This window comes from Pontibacter sp. 13R65 (genome assembly GCF_047525655.1).
Taxonomy (GTDB): domain Bacteria; phylum Bacteroidota; class Bacteroidia; order Cytophagales; family Hymenobacteraceae; genus Pontibacter.
Map to the genome: position 1 here is coordinate 53,459 of NZ_JBLIQL010000019.1, position 19,793 is coordinate 73,251.

Here is a 19,793-nt window from a genome sequence, read left to right on the forward strand (position 1 = left end):
TCACCACACCGTTAGGCCTTGCACCTTGTTTATTAACTTCTGGGATGGAAGTCTTTGATCACCTGCTTCAGGTAATCGCGGTCGAGGTGCGTGTAAATTTCGGTGGTAGTGATGGATTCATGGCCCAGCATCTCCTGTACCGCCCGCAGGTCGGCTCCGCCTTCTATCAGGTGCGTGGCAAAGGAGTGGCGGAACGTGTGCGGGCTCACCTGCTTCTGTATACCAGCCCTTGCCGTGAGGTCTTTAATAATGGTAAACACCATTACACGCGTTAGCTTGGCGCCTCGTCGGTTCAGGAACAGAATGTCTTCATGCCCTTTTTTAACTGTAAGGTGGCAACGGATGCCATCGCGGTAGAGCTTAATGTGCTTGAGGGCATCGCGGCCAATGGGCACCAGCCGCTCTTTATCGCCTTTACCAGCCACTTTTAAAAAGCCCATGTCTTCGTAGAGGTTGCTCATCTTCAGGTCCAGGAGCTCCGACACGCGGAGGCCTGAGCTGTAAAGTGTCTCAAGCATGGCCCGGTTGCGTGTACCTTCCGGCGTAGATAAGTCGATAGCAGCTAGCAGTTGCTCTATTTCATGAAAATCGAGCGTATCGGGTAGTTTTCGGTTTAGCTTGGGCGCCTCCACCGTCTCGGTGGGGTCGTGGGCCAGCATGTCTTCCATAATCAGGAACTTGTAAAAAGCCCTGATACCGGATAAAGTTCGTGCCTGCGAGTGCGGGGTCATGCCCAGTTCTGCTATCCACTCCAGAAACTCCCGCACAATCACCGGCGTCATCTGCTCCGGGCTCTCATGATATGCTTTTAGCTGCATGAAATCCGTCAGCTTCCGGATATCGCGGATATAAGCTTCCACGGAGTTGCCGGAGAGCGAGCGCTCTAGCTGCAGGTACTGTTCAAATTGTTTTATGCAGATGGGCCAGTTCATGTAAAGATGCTAGATTATAGACGCTGGATGTTAGACTTTCTTTTCTGTAATAGGGCACTAGGTAGTTAAAAGTTTCGAGTATAGTCTGATCAACTTTTATCAGGCTGCTCTGGTTATTCATCTTTAAATCTTCTCATCTACAAATCAACAATTTAACAATTCAGCCATTTAAGTAAATATCAGGTTAATACATCAGCATATTAGGCAATTACTGCATTAATCAATAAGCACATTATTTTGACTTGATTATGATAAAGCAAAGATAGTTAATCTTACCTTTGCACCTTAGAGCATTTTGTATTTCATGCCTGATACGCACAAAAACACGAGAATATGAAAATACTGATCCTGAACGGCCCCAACCTGAACCTGCTGGGTGTCCGGGAAAAAAGCATTTACGGCTCCCAGTCTTTCGAATTATATTTCGAAGAGTTACAGCAGGCTTTCCCGGGCCTGGAGCTATCGTATTTCCAATCGAATACCGAAGGTGTACTGATCGATAAATTACACGAAGTAGGGTTCAGCTACAAAGGTATTGTATTGAATGCCGCCGCCTATACCCACACCTCTGTGGCCCTTTCCGACGCTATCAAAGCAATAGAAACACCAGTGGTGGAAGTGCACATATCCAATGTTTTTGCCCGCGAAGCGTTTCGTCATAAGAGCATGATTGCACCGTATTGCATCGGCAGCATCAGTGGTTTCGGGCTCGAGAGTTATCGGCTTGCCTTACAATATTTTGAGCGTTTAAAGCCGAAGCAAATCGGCTTCGGAGCCAAAAGTTCGTAACAAACCCTCCTGAACTACGTCTGAAAAGCTCTAAAAATAGACATAACACGATATTACAGAACAGAATTTTATGCTCAATTTTTATCCTGGTCCATCCAAAGTGTATCCGGAAGTGCGCCAATACCTCACTGATGCCTATGACGAAGGTTTTTTAGGAACACCTCACCGCGGAGACCAGTTTGTGCAGCTTTCCCGGACGGTAGTGAGCCTGCTCAAGCAAAAAATAAACATCCCACAGGATTACCATATTTACTTTGCTTCCTCCGCCACAGAGTGCTGGGAAATTTTGATTCAGAGCCTGACCGTTCACAAAAGCTCCCATATCTTTAATGGGTCTTTTGGAGAGAACTGGTACAACTACGCCAAAAAGCTGCGCCCTAAAGCCGAGAGCTTCCGCTTTGATTTAAATGAGCAGATGCCGGTAGAGGAGCTAAACATATCTTCAGACACAGAACTGATCTGCTTTACACAAAGCGAGACGTCCAATGGTACGCACGTTACAGCTACTCCTATTCTGAACCTGCAGAACCGTTACCGCGATAAGCTTATAGCCGTAGATGCCACCTCTTCTATGGCTGGCCTCAACCTGAAACTGATAAAGGCCGACATCTGGTTTGCCTCAGTGCAGAAATGTTTTGGTTTACCATCGGGCCTGGCGGTAATGGCCTGTTCGCCACGCGTTATTTTCAGAGCGAAACAGAAGGCCGAGCGGGCACATTACAACAGTCTGCTGGCCATGTATGAGAAAATGCTCAACTACCAGACCACCCACACTCCAAACGTGCTCAACATTTACCTGCTGAAGCGCCTGCTGGAGGAACGCCCGGTGGTAAAGCTTCTCGACGAACACCTCACTGCCCGCGCAGCCGACCTCTATGCCTTCTTCAGCCAGTTTACAGAAATTACGCCGCTGGTAGAGAACGAGGAAGTACGCTCTAAAACCGTTATCACGTTGCAGGCGAACGAGCGGCTGGTAGATGATATAAAGAAAAAAGCCATGCAGCAAGACATCCGTTTAGGCAACGGCTATGGTCCCTGGCAGCGAAATACGTTCCGCATTGCTAACTTCCCGGCCATACAAGACGAGGAGTATGAGGAGTTGAAACGGTTTTTTCTGCAAAATTATACTTGGATCTGAGGTAACTCAGATCCGGGAAAACAGCCTATAAGTTTGTAGTACTGCTCCACCAACACAATCGCATATGTTAAGCCTGAAGGAAATTGCCTCCGTTACTCTCACGCTTTTTGCAGTTATCGATATTTTAGGTTCGATTCCTATAATTATTGACTTGCGCAAACGCGAAGGGCGCATAGAATCAGAGAAGGCAACGATTGTATCGGGTGTGCTGATGATTGCCTTTCTGTTCCTGGGCCAGTCTATCCTGAAGCTGTTCGGCATCGATTATCAGTCGTTTGCGATGGCAGGCGCCATTGTCATTTTCCTGATCGGGCTGGAGATGATTCTGGGCAAAAACTTTTTTCACACCGATCCTGAAGTAAAAAGCGGCTCCATTGTGCCACTCGCGTTCCCCATTATTGTTGGAGCCGGCACCATGACTACCTTGTTGTCGCTGCGGGCTGCCTATTCGCTGCCAAACGTACTCATTGGTGTTATCCTGAACCTGATTTTTGTGTACATCGTGCTAAAGTCTTCAAGTTATATTGAGCGCAAACTGGGAAAAGACGGAGCCGATGTACTACGCAAGGTGTTCGGAGTGATACTGCTAGCCATCGCCATTAAACTGTTTAAAAGTAACCTACCACTTTAATTTTGAATGAATGAATTTTGATATGGAGATTTAAGAATTTGAAGATTTGGAGATAGTTTGAATAACTTTTAAAGTGTCGGCTCGTGGTTTAAGCAATAGGTTTTGCCTTATTTTATCATAACTTCTCTTTCACACATCCAATCATTCAAAACTCAAAACTTTCTCATTCAGTCGTTCAAAATTCAAATTCTAACCTATGATTGAATTATTTACCGATGGAGCTTCGCGCGGAAATCCGGGGCCAGGAGGCTACGGTACGATTTTACGCTGGAAACAGCACGAAAAAGAACTGACGGCCGGTTACCGCAAAACCACTAACAACCGCATGGAACTGCTTGCCGTTATTGTGGGCCTCGAAGCGATTACCAAACCGGGCATACCAGTTACGATCTATTCTGACTCCAAATACGTGGTAGATGCTGTGGAAAAGCGCTGGGTATTTGGCTGGCAGAAAAAAGGGTTCGCAGGCAAAGCCAATGGCGATCTGTGGGCGAGGTTTCTGCGGGTATACGCCAAGCACAACGTAAAATTTGTATGGATAAGAGGCCATGCCGGCCACCCCGAAAACGAGCGTTGCGACGAACTAGCAGTTGCCAGTGCGCTCTCCCCCAACCTGCTCATAGACGAAGGCTTTGAATCAGGCCAATTTAATTCAAAGTAACTAGGAAGGAGTGGATAAATGTTTGATTTGAGAATTTGAAGATTTGGAAATAATTGAAATTGATTGCGTGCTATTATCAGCAGCAGATGGGGCAACAGGTGCAGAAGGGCAATTTTATATAAAATCTATCCATCCACTCATTCAAAATTCACACAATCTTTCATTCAAAATTCTAAGAAAATGCCTAACAGTTATTTCCAGTTCAAGCAGTTTCGGGTGGAGCAGGAAAAATGCGCTATGAAGGTATGTACCGACTCGTGCTTGTTTGGTGCTGTGGTAGAACTGGAACAGGCTCAACGGGTGCTGGATATTGGCACAGGCACCGGATTGCTGGCCCTGATGGCGGCACAACGCTCTGAAGCAGTAATTGATGCGGTAGAAATTAGCCCGGAAGCACAACAGCAGGCAGCGGAGAATTTCGCTGCTAGCCCCTGGGCCAACCGGCTGCACCTGCACCCGCTCAGCCTGCAGGAGTTTGGGAAGCTTTCCAGGCAAACCTATGATGTTATTTTGTCGAACCCGCCCTTTTTTTTGGGCTCGCTCAAATCCGGGGATAAGGCAAAAGACACGGCCAAACATACAGGAGCACTACTATTTGAAGATATTTTGGATTTTGCCTCAGAGCATCTCACCGCTAAAGGCAAACTGCACCTGTTATTACCCCCTGCAGAGGCACAGCATTTTGAGCAACTGGCGACTCGGTTTGGCTTTTTCCCGGAGCGCACGCTGCAGGTATTCACCAGAGTTGGCGGCAAATGCATTCGTCATATCCTAACCTACTCCAGGTCGGCGCAAGTTGCCCCTACTCCCAGCAACATTCATATTCGTGAAGCTGATGCAGTAACGTATACAGCAGCTTTTACCAAGCTTTTGCAGGACTTTTACCTTATCTTTTAAAAAAGATTTCTTGCTTAGAGCGCCTGCTCCTGCTCAACAAAGTCAATTCCATATTGCTGCAGTTCTTCCAGCACCGGCTCGTATAGCTCTTTGTGAATTGGGATCACCACACCCCGGTATAATATTTTGCCTTGGAGAAGCAGCTTGGCCAGTATACCTACCGGTAACCCCACTGTTTTGGCCATGGCTGTCTGTACTTCGTTTTCGCCTAGCACTACTAAAGAAGAGATAAGCTGGTACTGCTTTTCGGCCAGTTCGTACACAAACTGATGCTGCATTACGATCATATCTTTGTCTCCGGGCGAGAGGCTCCACTTCTCTTTCAGAATCTTTTCCAGCACCTGGGCAGGAGTGGCATGTGGCATGTCAATAGGTTCATCAGATAACAATCCCAGCCATGCCAGCTTTTGTATTACCTCGCCCTGCTCTGGTATGGCCAGATAAGCACACAAGCGCTGTTCCAGGCTGGTTTCTTCGCCTGCCGGGGGAGGCAGAAATGATTCCAAAAAGCTGCGCTTCGTTAGCTTCTCGGCATTATCCAGCACATAGGTATCGTCGGTTAGGCCGAGCTGCACGAAAGCGTGCCAGGCTGCGCTGTATCCTTCCTTTCGCAATGTGCCCCGGAGCATCGTCGGGATATCCTGCAGGTTATAGTGTTTCCGGTAGCTCAGGGAGTCGCGGTTGGCATAGCTCTCAAAAGTACCGTAGCCTGCCACTTTTACTTTTTCGGTACGAAGAAACAGTTGGTGGTACGGAATGTATTTATAGTTACCGTCTTGTATGTACCGCGCCGTTCCCTGTCCCGCCAGCACCACATTGCGCGGATTCCAGGTAAACATATAGTGCCAGGGGTTTGTATCGCTTTCAGGAGCAACTAAACCTCCCGTAAAAGATTTAAAAGAAAGCAGCCGCCCCCCCTGCTGCCTGATCTTTTCTAAGGCTGCCATAGCCGACATATGGTCGATGCCTGGGTCCAGACCTGATTCCATCAGAATCAGTACACCCTTCTGCAGCGCCTCCTCATGCAAACGCTGCATGGCCGGGCTAACATAAGAAGCCGTGAGGAGGTGCTTCCTCTGCTGCAGACAAACCTGCGCTACCAATTCATGAAACAGGGCCGGCAGCAATGAGATCACGACATCTGCTTTGGCTACCTCGGTGGCTAACTGATTTGCCTGCTGCACATCAAAAACAATCGCACTGGCAAAGGGCTTCTCCGCCAGCACTGTTTGCAGATGGTGTACAGAAGTGTCGCCAATGGTTATTTCCCAACCTTCTTTGGCGGCCTGCTCCAGCAGGTAGTTTATTAATACAGCGGCAGATCTTCCTGCGCCCAGCAACAAAATCTTTTTTGTCATATCTCAGATCGATTAGAAGGCGATAATCCTGTTAGCGGCAAATACAAACCTGATGGTTAGTTAATCAGCAGATATTGCCTTATATTTATAGCCCTTTTCTAATTTATATTAAAAAAATGGCAAGTGCCCTTACTATTAAAATCCACATCGATGTGCTGGATTCAATTAATGAACTATCGGAACAGGAACAGCAGGCAATGCTATTGGCCGAAGAAGCTGCAAACGACGCCTATGCGCCCTACTCCAATTTTTATGTAGGAGCTGCGCTTCTTTTGGAAAACGGCACCTTGTTTAAAGGAAGCAACCAGGAAAATGCCGCTTACCCTTCGGGCCTCTGTGCCGAGCGAACTGCCTTGTTTGCCATGAGTGCCCATTACCCGAAACAAAAGATAAAGTTAATAGCAGTTGCCGCCCGCCGGCAAAGCGAAGCCCGTTACCTGCCTGTTACCCCCTGCGGTGCCTGCCGCCAGGTTATGGCTGAGTACGAGTTTAAGCAGCAGGAGGCTATTCCGGTGCTCCTGCACGGGCCCGATGGCAAGTTTTACCGCTGCAGATCAGTGCAGGACCTCTTGCCCCTGCAGTTCACGAAAGAAAGCCTGCTAAATAGCTAACTTTGAATGAATGGGTGAGTGATTGAGTGAATAGATATTTGTAGTGAAATAAGGCATCCTAGATCTGTATCACTACCTGGTGTTGATGGAAGCGTGAATAAGTGCTTATCAGTCTGTGATCTCCAAATTTCCAAGCCAACTAATCACTCTTCCACTCATTCAAAATTCTCCATTCATTACTTCTCCCACATACCTGCCATTACTACTTCGAGCAGGTGCTGGTCTGGGTCGCGGAAATAAAAGGAGAGGTAGCCACGGCCCCAGTCATACTCCTGCTCTACTGCAATACCCTGGCTTTTTACCTTCTGCTTCCAGGTTTCGTACTGCTCCTTCTCCACCTCAAATGCCAGGTGTAGTTGGCCTGCGCCGAAATGCGGAGGAAGCGTGCCGCCTTCTTTCGAGGCTGCTGCAATAAAGCACAACAACACCGAGGCGCCCGCCCTAAAAAACACATGTCGACCTTTTACCTCCCCTATCACCTCAAAACCCAGCTGCTGGTTATAGAAAGCCTTTGATTGCTCCAGGTCCGACACGTAGAGGCAGGTTTCCTTTATTTTCAGAATATCCATGGCAATACCAATTAGAGGCCAACTTTATAAATAGGAAGAACAATATTGACGCATTTTGAAAAAAACACAGCCTTTCTGATGGTGCTGTGCGTACTACAGTAGCCGTTACAAAAACGGCCATGTTATAAGCTATACTATGAAACTTATGATTAAGATATTTTTTGCTTTTGCTACTATTCTCGCCATCAGCTTCTATTTTCTACGCGACCCATTGCTCGATAAAAACAGTTCCCCAGCCTCTTTTGAAAAAGTGGCTGCGCTACCTTCCGAAATCTCTGAGAGCTCCGGGATTGAGGTATTGCCAGACGGGTCAGGCTATATTACACACAACGACTCCGGCAATAAGCCTTACCTCTACCAGATCGATAAAAAAGGAAAGCTCGTAAAAACGATCAAACTTAAACTGCCTAATGTAGACTGGGAAGATCTTGCCTTAGACAGCAAAGGAAACATTTACATAGCCGATACTGGCAATAACAATAACAAACGTAAAGAACTGGCTATTTATAAGGTAAACGCCAAGGACTTTAACAATCTGGAGGCTATCCGGTTCAGCTACGAAGACCAAAAAGATTTTCCTCCGGCCAAAAAAGACATGAACTTCGATTGTGAGGCCATTTTCTGGCATGGCGGCAACCTTTACCTTATTACCAAAGACAGGGGCCAGAAAGCCACAGCCAATGTATACCGACTTTCAGACAAGAAAGGGCAGCAGGAGGCAAAGCTTATTGGCAGCCATAAAATACCTGCCGCCATTACAGGAGCAGCCATTAGCCCCAACGGAAAAGAAGTGGTGCTGGTTAGCAAAGAGAAGTTGCACATTTTCAGGCAGGTAACGAACCCCGAAAAGTTTTATGAAGGTAAGTACCAAGAGGTAGACTTGCAGGGTGCCGGACAAACAGAGGCAGTGGCATTTGAGACAGCCAATAACCTGGTAATTACCAGCGAAGGTGGCAACCTTTACAAGTATTCTTTGAATTAAGGCCTCAGCACATCTTTTGGCAGCATCTATATAAGCAGCAAAGGCCGGCAAATTTTGCCGGCCTTTGCTGCTTATAAAACATAAATCTTGACTGGCTCTAACTCTTGCTGGCTAATTATTCTAATGAAAATGGCCTTTCAGAGCTACTTTATTCTATTTGGATGCTAGCCTTTTACTTCGTTACTGTCTGAGGTTCCAGCTTCCTGCCATCGGGGAGCACAGGCGTTGGCTTTTGCCACACGCGTATGAGAATGATGATACCAGCCAGTATGAGCGGAATACTCAGGAGCTGCCCCATGTTCAGGGCCAGGGTATCCTCAAAATCTACTTGGTTTTCTTTCAGGAACTCCACCAGGAAACGGAAGCTAAACAAGGCGGTAACAAAAATTCCGAACAATAATCCTTTTGGGAGGCGGGCTTTGTATTTGCTCCAGAGCCAGTACAACAGCACAAACAGCAAGAACACCGACAACGACTCGTAGAGCTGCGTTGGGTGCCGAGGGTCTGCCGAAGCACGCACGCCATTAATTACCTCGTTGTTGCGCTCAAACAAAAACGCCCAAGGCACATCAGTTGGCCGACCTATAATTTCTGAATTCATCAGGTTACCAAGCCGGATCAGGGCTCCACCCAAGGCTACTACAATTACAATTCGGTCGAGCACCCACATATAGTCAAGCTTTTGCTTGCGGCTGAAAAACCAGAGCGCCAGCAAAATACCAATGGTGGCACCGTGGCTAGCCAATCCGCCTTCCCAGATCATTAGAATTTTGATCGGGTTGCTCAGGTAATAGGCAGGGTCGTAGAAGAGCGTGTGGCCTAACCTCGCTCCAATTACGGTTCCTATAATCATGTAAAGCGTAATAACATCCACATCGCCTTCGGTGCGACCTTCGGCAACATAAATTTTGGTGAGGATGCGCTGCCCGATCACAAAGCCGAGGGCGAAAAGTAAGCCGTACCAACGAATGGAAAGCGGACCAATGGAAAAAATCTCTGGATCAACGTTCCAGGTAATATAGTTCAGTATACTCATAAGGCTGAAGATAGACTTGCCAAAGTTACAATAAATCGGAAAGGGAAAAAATTTGTAAAAATACTAGTACCATAAGCCACTCGGATTAAAAACAAACGCGCCACTTGCTGCCTTAGTACAGAAAATGACGCGTTTTTAGCTCACGAAACAAAATGACTAATTCTGCTAATGATTTCGGCCTTCCAGAGCCTTTTCAGCTAATTGAAGCACCAGGGCTTCAATGCTAAATAGCTTAGGAGTTTTATCTCTTGCTGATGCTCTTTCTCCACACACGGCTTTGTGCCCTCTACTCCATCAGGCTACACTCTCAGATTTTGAAGTTCATCGCGGTAGCCACCGCTTAAGATCGGGAAGCGGAGCCAGCTGCGTGGGTCCAGGTTGTAGTCGTCGAGGTGGAAAGCTGGTGCATAGCGTTCACGTTTCCACTGGTTGCGGGTCCAGAGCCTGAAAAACTTCTGAATATACTCTTGCGCGGTTTCAGCTGCAAGGCCATCGGATACTAGCCTATCCAGCACCTGCTGTGGCGATACCCGGTCGTAGAAGGCAAGCCGCTCAATCTGATTCAGAATTTCATATGGCATCAGGTCCTTCTCATCGGTTTGCGCTTCGCTGGCAGGCCGTAGTTCGGCAGTAGGCTGCAGTTTGTTTACATATTGCAATCCTTCGTAGCCCAATTCGGTCTGCATCCAGATGAGCACCTGGCGCAGAAAAGCCTTATCAATGCCTGCAATAGGCGAGATGCTACCTGCCGTGTCACCGTCCATAGTGGCGTAGCCTACAGCAGCTTCACTCCTATTGGATGTTGCCATCAGCAGGGCGTTATTTATATTGGCCAGCATCCATATAGCAGGAGCACGCACACGGGCCTGTATATTCTGCAGTGTAATATCATCCTGCTCCCAGGTTAGCGGCCGTTCTATAGCTTGCTCTATTTTGCCGGCATAGCTGGTAACTTCTTCATCAATGGTCCATTTATAAAATTTAGCACCAATAGAGGCGGCCAGTTCTTTAGCAGAAGTGTAGGTATCGTCGGAGGAGTTTACAGTACCCTGGTAGGCGCAGGTAAGCATATGGCCTACCAGCTCTTTCCGCGCCTGCTCCACCGGAATTGATTCGAAGTGCGCCAGCTCTGGCATGCCGAACATGCGGGTTTTAGCTACAAACACCAGCACGCCTAAACTCTCAATGCCCCGGCGCACCATTTCAGCCACGGCCACGGCACACAGCGATGAATCGGCTCCACCACTCAGCGAAAGCACAAACCCACGGCTGTAACTCTTGCGCATGTAGTCGAACAAACCTAGCGACAAGGCAGCAATTACTTCTTTATTCTCATCTATTGGAGGAAGATACTCAATGGTATCGGTAATATCGGGGTCGCTACCAAAGCAGACTTCGGCAAACTCCAGGTCTACATCTTTAAAGCAAAGCAACTCATTGCGCCGAATCAACTTGCCATTTTGGGCTATGAGTACCTCTCCGTCGTAAATCATCCGGCCAGCTTCATTGCCCAGCAGGTTCGCATACAGATAAGCACACTGGTATGTTTTAGAGGCTTCTACCACCAACCGGTGCCGCAGGTCTGTCTTGCTCATGGCAAAGTGACTGGCGCTAGGGTTCAGAATGAGCTGTACTCCCTTAGGCATATGCCGCTCCGCCGGACGGTCGGGTCGCCAGGCATCTTCACAGATCTCGAAAGCATACTTCACCCCCTGTTCCTCGTAAATAATATCGCCAATGGGGTAAAGCTGGCCCAGCATCTCGAACTCTTCTATTCTGTTGGCTGGCCAGGGTGTGAACCAGCGTGGCTCATAATGCACGCCGTCGCGGGCCAGGAACTGCTTTGCCGTAAAGCCAACTATTTCTTTATTCTTGATAACGCAGGCTGTATTATACACATCGCGCTGGTGGATAAGGTGCACCCCCAGGCATACCGTAAGGCCCTCACACCACTCCTTTACTTCCAGCAGTTTCTCAAAAGTCTTATCGGCCAACCAGGGGCTCAGAAAAAGGTCTTCGCAGCCGTAGCCGGTAATGCAGAGTTCCGGTAAAAGCAGGATGTCAACTTTATGAGACCTTGCCTCGTCGATGGCATTTTTTATATTCAGGAGATTCGACTCCCAATCTAAAGGTGTCTGGTTCAGTGCGGCACCTGCCAGTATAAGTTTTGTATCTTCCATATGGGGTTTTCTAACGCAACTACGCCTAAGCAAGTTAAGCGATGTGCTTAAAAAAACAGCAGTCCGCAACCGATTTAATGGGCTGTACTTATATTTTAAAAACTTAAAGCCCTGCTGTTGCGAGCAGGAAATAACCTTAAAGCAGGCACTGCTGCGGCAAAAGTGAAAGGAGAAATACAGATGAAAAATGTGAGAATAAAATACCCTTACCTTCTCCTGCCCATATACATCAACAGCGTATAATAATTAGGAATCTCACCTTGCCGAGAATTTATGCTGGTTCAAGTCAGCCTTTACCCATAGCCCTAAACTTCCGAAAAAGGCTCCGGAAGGGCAAAATCGTTAGAATAATCCAGGAAAAAGACTTTTTGAAGGCAGGAGGCGATAAGAGCATTAAGTTGATTTAGCCTTGTTTTTTCAGAAGAGGGGAAAAACAGATGTGGCAAAAAAGAATTTTTGCTAAACAACTGAATTGAATAAGCAAGCTTGCTCCTGCGGCAGACGGTACGGAGCCAGAATAGACAGGTAAAAACCTACTTAATATTGAGCAGACCGAGCGATTTCTCGGCTGCTGCCTGGTCGGCTTTTTTCTTGGAAAGGCCCACTCCTATGGCTACAGGTTTTCCGTCGATGTACACTTCGCAGGTAAACTCGGTGGTATTTCCTTGCTGCTTGCGGTTCACAATCTCGAACCGGATTTCCATGTTCTGACTTTGAGCCCACTCTATGAGCTTGCTCTTAAAGTTAGAAACTGTGTTCACCAGCTGGTGAAGATCTACATGCGGTTTGATGAGTTTACCTAAAATAAACCTGCGGGTTCGGTCGTACCCTTTGTCCAGGTAAATGGCGCCCACCAGTGCTTCAAGCGCGTTGCCGTTCACCGATTTATGACGAGGCCCCTGACCTGCAGCATCTACTTTTACCAGTAGGTTGAGCCCGATCTTCAGAGCTATATGATTCAGCGATTCGCGGTTCACGATACGTGAGCGGATCTCTGTCAGGAAGCCTTCGTCTTCGTAAGGAAATTTTTTAAACAGCAGTTCTGCCACCACTGCGCCCAATATAGCATCGCCCAAAAACTCCAGTCGCTCGTTTGTATCGTGTTTACTTCCAGAAGCCTGGCGGGCAAACGAGGTATGGGTAAGGGCAAGCTTATACAGGCGAATGTTGTCCGGCGTTTCTCCTATTATGCCGGCAACAGCGCGCACTAATTCTTTATCCTTAGTAAAAATACGTTGATAAAAGCGCTTTACCGGTTTAATAGGACCAAACACTAATCGTTCAGTTGACGGAATAAAACAGAAGTATTGTGGCCACCAAATCCAAAAGTGTTGCTTAGCGCAACCTTCACTTCGCGTTTCTGAGCCTTATTAAAGGTAAAGTTCAGTCCTGGATCGAAGCTTTCGTCGTCTGTAAAGTGGTTGATGGTAGGTGGTACCTCCTGGTGCTGAATGGCCAGAATAGAAGCAATAGCCTCAATAGCGCCGGCTGCACCTAGTAAGTGACCTGTCATCGATTTGGTTGAGCTTATGTTGAGCTTATAGGCATGTTCCCCAAATACTGTCTGGATCGCTTTTACCTCGCTAACATCGCCAAGAGGAGTAGATGTGCCGTGCACGTTAATATAATCTACATCTTCTGGCTTTATGTTGGCATCACGCAACACGTTCTGCATCACATTAAGAGCTCCTAAACCATCAGGGTGTGGGGCTGTAATGTGATAGGCATCTGCCGACATGCCGCCACCGATGATTTCGGCATAGATTTTAGCGCCACGTTTTTTAGCATGCTCATACTCTTCCAGAATCAAAGCTCCGGCACCCTCACCCAACACAAAACCATCGCGGTCTTTGTCGAAGGGGCGCGAAGCAGTTTCTGGAGAATCGTTGCGCTCCGAAAGGGCTTTCAAAGCGTTAAATCCACCTATTCCAGCTTCTGTAACAGCTGCCTCAGAACCTCCGCTCACGATCACATCGGCCATACCCAGTCGGATATAGTTAAAGGAGTCGATCAGGGCGTTGGTGGCAGAGGCACACGCAGAGACTGTAGAGAAGTTAGGACCGCGGAACCCATATTTAATAGAAATATGGCCGGCGCTAATATCGATGATCATTTTAGGGATGAAGAACGGGTTAAAGCGAGGGGTACCATCGCCATTGGCAAAATTCACGCATTCTTCCTGAAAAGTGCGCAGACCGCCAATACCGGAGCCCCAGATTACGCCTACCCTTCCCGGGTCGTAAGTGCCTTCAACTAAGTTGGCATCTTTCACAGCTTCATCAGCCACAACCATTGCGAATTGCGAAAAAAGGTCCATTTTGCGGGCCTCTTTACGGTCGAAGTAGTTTTCTGGCACGTATCCTTTCACTTCGCACGCGAACTGCGTTTTGAATTTACTGGCATCGAAACGTGTAGTAAGCGCAGCTCCACTCACGCCATTGGACAACCCATTCCAGTATTCTGCAACGGTGTTACCAATTGGCGTGAGTGCGCCTAGCCCAGTAACTACAACTCTCTTAAGCTCCATAAGCTGTTAGTAGAGGATAGATAGTAGAAATTTTTAACTAATAATAAAGTGATGATTGGGGCACTATTTTGCGTGTTCTTCCAGGTAGCTTACAGCTTGACCTACAGTTGCAATATTTTCAGCCTGATCATCTGGAATAGATACGTTGAACTCTTTCTCAAATTCCATGATAAGCTCAACAGTATCTAATGAATCAGCGCCAAGATCGTTAGTGAAGCTTGCTTCCGGGGTTACCTCTGACTCTTCAACACCAAGCTTATCAATGATGATAGCCTTTACTTTTTCTGCGATTTCCGACATTTTTTCTTATAGTTAATTAAAACACAGTGCAAAGAAATATATTTCGGCAGACAATATCAAAAAAAATTACGCCATTCATGTCTTTTGAAAAGTTTTACACCTTATATGCAGATTTACGAACTAAGAATCTTATTTTTGGAGTTGTTTCGAAATTGCATGAAAAAAAGGCGCTTATCGTATAAGTATGGTGGCAAATTTTCGTCTTCAGGAGTAGCTTTATCGAATAAGCAATATTATCTTGCCCTGGCACTCCAGCAGATAGCCTAGTGGCCACTGCTGATGCAAATGGACCTTATCTTATATGGCAGGGCCAAAGGTAAACAGCTGACTAGTAAGAACGAGCAATACAAAACGTACGGCTCCAGACTAAAACCAGGTAGTAAAACAGCGGGCAACTAAATTATTTTTAAAACCTGCCTGCTCCCTAACCTTAATGCGTATGATGATGCTCAACAGTCACCCTAAAACGCCAAGCACTGGAACTCACCTGAGTTTGCTTCAAAACTGCTTTGCAAGCCCCAAAATCTTTTTTCAAAAAAATTGACCCTCATAAATTAAATTTAAGAAAATCTGATCTTCTAATATGGAATTCTTTAACAAAACAAAAGTATTGGCCACCGTTGGCCCAGCTAGCAATAGCTACGACCGTCTTCAGGCATTGGTAAAAGAAGGAGTTGATGCCTTCCGTCTTAACTTTTCTCATGGCGCCCACGAAGAGCACCTTGAGGTTATAAACTTTGTGCGTGAAGTTAACCGTGAGCTAAACACCAATGTGAGCCTTGTGCAGGACTTACAGGGGCCAAAAATCAGATTGGGCGATGTAGAGAACGGCGGTATTGAAATAGAAGAAGGCCAGATTATTAAACTTGTTTGCGATGGCTCTCTTACAATTCCAGGCAGACTGTCTACAATTTACACAGAGCTGGCCAAAGACGTCAAACCTGGCGATGCTATTCTGCTAGACGATGGCAAGCTGGAACTAAAGGTAATATCTACAGATAACAACCTGGAGGTTGAGGCGGAGGTAGTATATGGTGGCATCGTGAAGCCTCGCAAAGGCATTAACCTGCCCGATTCCTCTGTTTCGGCTCCCTGCTTAACTGAGAAAGACTTAAAGGACCTGCATTTCGGCCTTGACCATGATGTTGAGTGGGTGGCTCTTTCGTTTGTGCGCCGTGTAGAAGACATTCATGAAATTAAGCGCATTATTCAGGAGCGCGGCAAAGACACCCGTGTAATTGCTAAAATAGAAAAACCGGAAGCTATTCGTAACATCGACGAAATTATTGAAGCGACCGATGCCGTTATGGTAGCCCGTGGCGACCTTGGTGTGGAAGTGGGCATGGAAGAAGTGCCAATGATCCAGAAGATGCTGATCGAAAAGTGCAATAAGGCCGCCAAGCCGGTAATTGTAGCCACGCAAATGCTCGAGAGCATGATTGTAAACCCACGTCCTACCCGTGCAGAAACCAACGACGTAGCAAACGCTGTGATAGATGGTGCCGACACGCTGATGCTGAGCGCTGAAACAGCTGTAGGAGCTTACCCTCTCGAGACTATCCGCAGCATGGTATCTACCATCCTGAACGTAGAGCGCAACGCCAAGGTGTTTGACAAAACTTATGGCCTGCGCCCAGACTCTCCTACTTTCCTGAGCGATAGCCTCGTGGCAAACGCCTGTGGCCTTGCCCGCGACACCAATGCCCGTGCCATTATCGGTATCACCAGATCTGGCTACACCGCCTTACGCCTGGCTAGGCACCGTCCGAAATCTGACATTTTTGTGTTTACTGAAAACAAAAAGTTATTAAATACCCTGAATCTTGTTTGGGGCATCAGAGGCTTCTACTACGAAACCTTCGAATCTACAGACACCACCATTGCTGATATTAAGCAAACGCTCTTAGACGGGGGGTTCCTGGAGGCTGGCGATGTGTTTGTGAACACAGCCAGCATGCCTATGAACCAGGAGCGACGCACCAACATGATTAAGTTGAGCGTAGCCTAGTTCTGAACTGCTTTACAAAAGCAAAAGCCTGAGATCTCAAATAGGTCTCAGGCTTTTGCTTTTGTAAGGTTCTATAGTTTGAGTAATGCAGAGGAGGCTGATAGGCAAGGCAGAGAGACTCTCATGCCTCAGTTTGTACAGTAAGATCTGGTTATAAAGATGCAGATCGTATAGCCAGCTACAAATTTAGAAAGGTAGTCTTTCAATAGCCAATCTGTTGCAGCAGGGAAAGTAGTAAAAACACAAAAAGCCTTGCACGGGTAGCGCAAGGCTTTCAGACTGGAACCTACAAAAATTAAGCTGCGGCTAAGCTGCTAACGAATTTCGCTAACTTAGACTTGTTGTTAGAAGCTTTATTTTTGTGGATGATGTTTTTCTTGGCAAGACGGTCAATCATAGAAACAACTGTCTTGTAAAGTTCCTGCGCCTCGGCTTGGTCAGTTGTATTTTTCAACCTTTTGATAAAAGTACGAGTAGTTTTCGCTTGGTATCTGTTACGAAGACGTTTAGCGTTGTTCGCTCTGATTCTTTTTAATGCCGACTTATGGTTAGCCATATTATTTCAAATATAAAATTAAATTCTTTGTTCCTATCCGTAAATGAGTTTGCAAAGGTATCATGATAATAATTAATATCCAAAGCAATTGCCAGATAAAATTATTATAACCTTTGCCTTTTGCTGGCGCAAAGTAAGCAAGTTGTTTTGGCAAAATCAAGCATCTTAAACAAAACAGAGCTGCTACAGCTCCAAGGCCACAGCAGCTCTGTTTTTTAAATCAAAAACTTGCTTACTAGCGATTACCCTTAAATCGGGCTTCTGCTTTGTCTTCTGTGCTTTTCCAGCTGGCTTTCAGCTCTTTCCACTCCTCTTTGGTTTTGTCGTCCCAGGAGGCGCTTTTTGTTTCCAACTCGGCTTCTTTGTCTTTGTATTCCTGTTTCATTTCTTTCCACTCTGCTTCAGTGGCCGACTCCACTCTGGCCGATCGTTCGTTTACCCAGGCAGAAAAATCGTTATACTCTCTCTTAGCTTCCACCTCGCTAGGTGAGGCTTGCGTGTCGGTCTCCACCTCCACTACTTCTGCCTCCGTTGAGGTTTGGCTACTCGTCTCTTGCTCACAGGCAAACATAAAGGCACCCAGGGCAAATGCAAAAAATATAGTTTTAAATATCGATTCTATTTTCATAAGTTCAAGTAATTTTAGGTGTGGTTTTAAATACGATTAGAACAGAATATTGATATACTTATTATCTGAATTGAGTTAAAATAGATCACATTCATAAAAAATTACAATTTTAGATTTATTTGATTATTTCTTATGCCTGTTGTTGCCTCTGCTTATAAGCCTCCTTTCTATCTGCTTAATGGTCATCTCCAAACAATCGTGCCAGGTTTGTTCCGGAAGGTGCCAGGTGTGCAGTATGAGCGGGAGCGACTCCCTACCCCCGACCAAGATTTTATAGATATTGACTGGTCGCGGGTAGGCTCCGACACCGTTGTTATACTTTCGCATGGGCTGGAGGGTGATTCGGAGCGGTCGTATATAAAGGGGATGGTAAAAACTTTTAATGCGCATGGCATAGATGCGCTGGCCTGGAACTACCGCAGCTGCAGCGGAGAGCCTAACAAGCTGCTCCGCTCCTACCACCTGGGTGCTTCCGACGACCTGGATTTCGTGCTGCGGCATGCACTGCAGGTGGGCAACTATCAAACAGTATTTCTGATCGGTTTTAGCGCAGGGGGCAACATTAGCCTGAAGTACCTGGGCGAGGCACCGGAGCAGGTTCCTCAGGAGGTAAAAAGAGCCATTGTGTTTTCGGCCCCTGTCGATCTGAAAAGTTCTGCCCAACGAATCTCTAAAATCTATAGCCGCAGGTTTCTGAAGTCGCTCGAAATTAAGCTGGCACAAAAGCGGGAGCTGTTCCCAGACAAGGTGGACCTGAGCGGCTACAACCCTTTATGGTCTTTTCCGGAGTTTGATGAACGATTTACGGCACCACTGCATGGTTTTGCAAGTGCCGACGATTACTACACGCGCTCCAGCTCCAAACAGTTTATTAAAAACATTCGGATTCCAACGCTGCTCGTTAACGCCAAAAACGACCCATTTCTATCGAACAGCTGTTTTCCGGTGAAGGAAGCAGAGCATAACCCCAATTTTTTTCTGGAGGCACCAGCAGAAGGCGGGCACGTCGGTTTTGCTATAGACTTTCGCCAAAATGTATACTATTCCGAAATAAGGGCTGTTCAGTTTTTGCTCGAGGAGGGCTTTGATTAACAAGTCCTGCCATTTTTAACTGGCTAAAGGTGCATACTTCAAAATTGGCAACCCGCACGAACTGGATAACGCTGCGAATTAAGCCTTGTTAGTTATGATCTTAACTGGCTCCGGAAGGCTGTTTTCATTAGAATAATTAGCACAAGGCTGGCGCTGATGTAGAGTTTATGATCCGGACTGCGTACGATCAATCAGGAACTATTATTACTTTTGCAGCACAAGGTTAAACCGCTAAATACAGATAAGATGCCCCACACTACCGCCATCCGTACATTGCTTTCAGGTTACTTCCCGGAGCTGACAGAAGATCAGCTGGCAAAATTTGAGCACATGGGAGAGCTCTACCGCGAGTGGAATGAAAAAATAAATGTAATCTCGCGCAAAGACATGGAACAGCTGGGGGTGCACCATATTCTGCATTCGATGGGCATAGCCAAGGTGGTACAGTTTCCGGCGCATGCCCATGTCTTAGATGTAGGAACCGGTGGAGGCTTACCTGGCCTTCCTTTGGCCATTATGTTTCCGGAAGTACGGTTCCACCTGGTAGATTCTATTGGCAAAAAAATACATGTAGTGCAGGAGATTGCCCGCGAACTACACCTGCAGAACGTAACCGCTGCCCACACCAGGGCCGAGCAGGTACGCGAAAAATTCGACTTTGTAGTAAGCCGTGCCGTAACGCGCCTGGCCAATTTCTATCCCTGGGTAGCCAACAGCTTTAAACGAACCGAACTGCCCACCAAAGGCCTGTATTATCTTAAAGGCGGCGATCTGGCAGAAGAGATAGCAGAGTCCGGGCTGATTACAGAGGTGTATGACCTGAAGGATTATTTTAACGAAGATTTCTTTGAGACAAAAAAGGTGGTGTATGTGCCATTACCCTAGCAGCAGGCTCAGG

20 protein-coding genes are annotated in these 19,793 nt (G+C 46.8%); 10 read left to right on the top strand and 10 right to left on the bottom strand.

The window, feature by feature from the left end; translation table 11 throughout:
• Nucleotides 1-32: 32 nt before the first annotated feature.
• Nucleotides 33-932 (bottom strand): site-specific tyrosine recombinase XerD, encoded by a 900-nt coding sequence (gene xerD / locus ACMA1I_RS18095; protein WP_337069841.1) that lies wholly within the window; start codon nucleotides 930-932, stop codon nucleotides 33-35.
• Nucleotides 933-1,265: 333 nt separating this feature from the next.
• On the opposite strand from xerD, the gene aroQ reads away from it, so the two are divergent.
• The 5 genes from aroQ to ACMA1I_RS18120 all read left to right on the top strand — a co-directional run bounded on the left by aroQ (nucleotide 1,266) and on the right by ACMA1I_RS18120 (nucleotide 5,048).
• A complete protein-coding gene (gene aroQ, locus ACMA1I_RS18100) occupies nucleotides 1,266-1,721 on the top strand; it encodes a type II 3-dehydroquinate dehydratase (RefSeq protein ID WP_337069843.1) in 456 nt (151 codons plus the stop codon).
• A 70-nt stretch (nucleotides 1,722-1,791) separates the two neighbouring features.
• Nucleotides 1,792-2,859, top strand: a complete 1,068-nt coding sequence (locus ACMA1I_RS18105) for an aminotransferase class V-fold PLP-dependent enzyme (RefSeq protein ID WP_337069844.1) — start codon at nucleotides 1,792-1,794, stop codon at nucleotides 2,857-2,859.
• A gap of 64 nt (nucleotides 2,860-2,923) precedes the next feature.
• Nucleotides 2,924-3,490: a MarC family protein gene (locus ACMA1I_RS18110; protein WP_337069845.1), complete on the top strand. Its 567-nt coding sequence runs from the start codon at nucleotides 2,924-2,926 to the stop codon at nucleotides 3,488-3,490.
• A gap of 196 nt (nucleotides 3,491-3,686) precedes the next feature.
• Nucleotides 3,687-4,151, top strand: coding sequence for a ribonuclease HI (gene rnhA, locus ACMA1I_RS18115; protein WP_337069846.1), 465 nt, complete (start codon nucleotides 3,687-3,689; stop codon nucleotides 4,149-4,151).
• A gap of 180 nt (nucleotides 4,152-4,331) precedes the next feature.
• Nucleotides 4,332-5,048, top strand: coding sequence for a tRNA1(Val) (adenine(37)-N6)-methyltransferase (locus tag ACMA1I_RS18120; protein WP_337069847.1), 717 nt, complete (start codon nucleotides 4,332-4,334; stop codon nucleotides 5,046-5,048).
• 14 nt (nucleotides 5,049-5,062) lie between these two features.
• On the opposite strand, the gene ACMA1I_RS18125 is transcribed toward ACMA1I_RS18120, so the two are convergent.
• Nucleotides 5,063-6,406 (bottom strand): saccharopine dehydrogenase family protein, encoded by a 1,344-nt coding sequence (locus ACMA1I_RS18125; protein ID WP_337069848.1) that lies wholly within the window; start codon nucleotides 6,404-6,406, stop codon nucleotides 5,063-5,065.
• Nucleotides 6,407-6,480: 74 nt separating this feature from the next.
• On the opposite strand from ACMA1I_RS18125, the gene cdd reads away from it, so the two are divergent.
• Nucleotides 6,481-7,017 carry a cytidine deaminase gene (gene cdd, locus ACMA1I_RS18130; protein WP_337069849.1) on the top strand — a complete coding sequence of 179 codons (537 nt, stop codon included), beginning with the start codon at nucleotides 6,481-6,483 and terminating at the stop codon, nucleotides 7,015-7,017.
• A 176-nt stretch (nucleotides 7,018-7,193) separates the two neighbouring features.
• Here cdd and ACMA1I_RS18135 read toward each other — a convergent pair whose 3' ends face one another.
• A complete protein-coding gene (locus tag ACMA1I_RS18135; protein ID WP_337069850.1) occupies nucleotides 7,194-7,586 on the bottom strand; it encodes a VOC family protein in 393 nt (130 codons plus the stop codon).
• Nucleotides 7,587-7,731: 145 nt separating this feature from the next.
• On the opposite strand from ACMA1I_RS18135, the gene ACMA1I_RS18140 reads away from it, so the two are divergent.
• Complete coding sequence (locus ACMA1I_RS18140) at nucleotides 7,732-8,568, top strand: hypothetical protein (RefSeq protein ID WP_337069851.1); 837 nt, start codon at nucleotides 7,732-7,734, stop codon at nucleotides 8,566-8,568.
• 172 nt (nucleotides 8,569-8,740) lie between these two features.
• On the opposite strand, the gene lgt is transcribed toward ACMA1I_RS18140, so the two are convergent.
• The 5 genes from lgt to ACMA1I_RS18165 all read right to left on the bottom strand — a co-directional run bounded on the left by lgt (nucleotide 8,741) and on the right by ACMA1I_RS18165 (nucleotide 14,611).
• Nucleotides 8,741-9,604: a prolipoprotein diacylglyceryl transferase gene (gene lgt, locus ACMA1I_RS18145; protein WP_337069852.1), complete on the bottom strand. Its 864-nt coding sequence runs from the start codon at nucleotides 9,602-9,604 to the stop codon at nucleotides 8,741-8,743.
• A 299-nt stretch (nucleotides 9,605-9,903) separates the two neighbouring features.
• Complete coding sequence (nadE, locus tag ACMA1I_RS18150) at nucleotides 9,904-11,784, bottom strand: NAD(+) synthase (RefSeq protein ID WP_337069853.1); 1,881 nt, start codon at nucleotides 11,782-11,784, stop codon at nucleotides 9,904-9,906.
• A gap of 533 nt (nucleotides 11,785-12,317) precedes the next feature.
• Entirely contained in the window at nucleotides 12,318-12,992 is a 675-nt protein-coding gene (rnc, locus tag ACMA1I_RS18155; RefSeq protein WP_337069854.1) for a ribonuclease III, read from the bottom strand.
• 65 nt (nucleotides 12,993-13,057) lie between these two features.
• Nucleotides 13,058-14,311, bottom strand: a complete 1,254-nt coding sequence (gene fabF, locus ACMA1I_RS18160) for a beta-ketoacyl-ACP synthase II (RefSeq protein WP_337069855.1) — start codon at nucleotides 14,309-14,311, stop codon at nucleotides 13,058-13,060.
• A gap of 63 nt (nucleotides 14,312-14,374) precedes the next feature.
• Complete coding sequence (locus ACMA1I_RS18165; protein WP_018477241.1) at nucleotides 14,375-14,611, bottom strand: acyl carrier protein; 237 nt, start codon at nucleotides 14,609-14,611, stop codon at nucleotides 14,375-14,377.
• Nucleotides 14,612-15,194: 583 nt separating this feature from the next.
• Between ACMA1I_RS18165 and pyk the strand changes: the two genes are divergently transcribed.
• Nucleotides 15,195-16,619, top strand: coding sequence for a pyruvate kinase (gene pyk, locus ACMA1I_RS18170; RefSeq protein WP_337069856.1), 1,425 nt, complete (start codon nucleotides 15,195-15,197; stop codon nucleotides 16,617-16,619).
• 295 nt (nucleotides 16,620-16,914) lie between these two features.
• Here the strand turns inward: pyk and rpsT are convergent, their stop codons facing one another.
• A complete protein-coding gene (gene rpsT / locus ACMA1I_RS18175) occupies nucleotides 16,915-17,175 on the bottom strand; it encodes a 30S ribosomal protein S20 (RefSeq protein ID WP_337069857.1) in 261 nt (86 codons plus the stop codon).
• A gap of 235 nt (nucleotides 17,176-17,410) precedes the next feature.
• Complete coding sequence (locus ACMA1I_RS18180; RefSeq protein ID WP_337069858.1) at nucleotides 17,411-17,803, bottom strand: hypothetical protein; 393 nt, start codon at nucleotides 17,801-17,803, stop codon at nucleotides 17,411-17,413.
• A 132-nt stretch (nucleotides 17,804-17,935) separates the two neighbouring features.
• On the opposite strand from ACMA1I_RS18180, the gene ACMA1I_RS18185 reads away from it, so the two are divergent.
• Both ACMA1I_RS18185 and rsmG read left to right on the top strand, forming a co-directional pair.
• Nucleotides 17,936-18,895: a YheT family hydrolase gene (locus ACMA1I_RS18185; protein WP_337069859.1), complete on the top strand. Its 960-nt coding sequence runs from the start codon at nucleotides 17,936-17,938 to the stop codon at nucleotides 18,893-18,895.
• Between the two features lie 246 nt (nucleotides 18,896-19,141).
• On the top strand, nucleotides 19,142-19,780 hold the full coding sequence (rsmG, locus tag ACMA1I_RS18190) for a 16S rRNA (guanine(527)-N(7))-methyltransferase RsmG (protein WP_337069860.1): 639 nt from the start codon (nucleotides 19,142-19,144) through the stop codon (nucleotides 19,778-19,780).
• The last annotated feature ends 13 nt before the right edge of the window (nucleotides 19,781-19,793 follow it).

What these genes read in the sequence shown, in the direction of transcription:
- xerD (WP_337069841.1), bottom strand. Translation starts at nt 932, where the DNA reads ATGAACTGGCCCATCTGCATAAAACAATTTGAACAGTACCTGCAGCTA.
- aroQ (WP_337069843.1), top strand. Translation starts at nt 1,266, where the DNA reads ATGAAAATACTGATCCTGAACGGCCCCAACCTGAACCTGCTGGGTGTC.
- ACMA1I_RS18105 (WP_337069844.1), top strand. Translation starts at nt 1,792, where the DNA reads ATGCTCAATTTTTATCCTGGTCCATCCAAAGTGTATCCGGAAGTGCGC.
- ACMA1I_RS18110 (WP_337069845.1), top strand. Translation starts at nt 2,924, where the DNA reads ATGTTAAGCCTGAAGGAAATTGCCTCCGTTACTCTCACGCTTTTTGCA.
- rnhA (WP_337069846.1), top strand. Translation starts at nt 3,687, where the DNA reads ATGATTGAATTATTTACCGATGGAGCTTCGCGCGGAAATCCGGGGCCA.
- ACMA1I_RS18120 (WP_337069847.1), top strand. Translation starts at nt 4,332, where the DNA reads ATGCCTAACAGTTATTTCCAGTTCAAGCAGTTTCGGGTGGAGCAGGAA.
- ACMA1I_RS18125 (WP_337069848.1), bottom strand. Translation starts at nt 6,406, where the DNA reads ATGACAAAAAAGATTTTGTTGCTGGGCGCAGGAAGATCTGCCGCTGTA.
- ACMA1I_RS18135 (WP_337069850.1), bottom strand. Translation starts at nt 7,586, where the DNA reads ATGGATATTCTGAAAATAAAGGAAACCTGCCTCTACGTGTCGGACCTG.
- ACMA1I_RS18140 (WP_337069851.1), top strand. Translation starts at nt 7,732, where the DNA reads ATGATTAAGATATTTTTTGCTTTTGCTACTATTCTCGCCATCAGCTTC.
- lgt (WP_337069852.1), bottom strand. Translation starts at nt 9,604, where the DNA reads ATGAGTATACTGAACTATATTACCTGGAACGTTGATCCAGAGATTTTT.
- nadE (WP_337069853.1), bottom strand. Translation starts at nt 11,784, where the DNA reads ATGGAAGATACAAAACTTATACTGGCAGGTGCCGCACTGAACCAGACA.
- fabF (WP_337069855.1), bottom strand. Translation starts at nt 14,311, where the DNA reads ATGGAGCTTAAGAGAGTTGTAGTTACTGGGCTAGGCGCACTCACGCCA.
- ACMA1I_RS18165 (WP_018477241.1), bottom strand. Translation starts at nt 14,611, where the DNA reads ATGTCGGAAATCGCAGAAAAAGTAAAGGCTATCATCATTGATAAGCTT.
- pyk (WP_337069856.1), top strand. Translation starts at nt 15,195, where the DNA reads ATGGAATTCTTTAACAAAACAAAAGTATTGGCCACCGTTGGCCCAGCT.
- rpsT (WP_337069857.1), bottom strand. Translation starts at nt 17,175, where the DNA reads ATGGCTAACCATAAGTCGGCATTAAAAAGAATCAGAGCGAACAACGCT.
- ACMA1I_RS18180 (WP_337069858.1), bottom strand. Translation starts at nt 17,803, where the DNA reads ATGAAAATAGAATCGATATTTAAAACTATATTTTTTGCATTTGCCCTG.
- ACMA1I_RS18185 (WP_337069859.1), top strand. Translation starts at nt 17,936, where the DNA reads ATGCCTGTTGTTGCCTCTGCTTATAAGCCTCCTTTCTATCTGCTTAAT.
- rsmG (WP_337069860.1), top strand. Translation starts at nt 19,142, where the DNA reads ATGCCCCACACTACCGCCATCCGTACATTGCTTTCAGGTTACTTCCCG.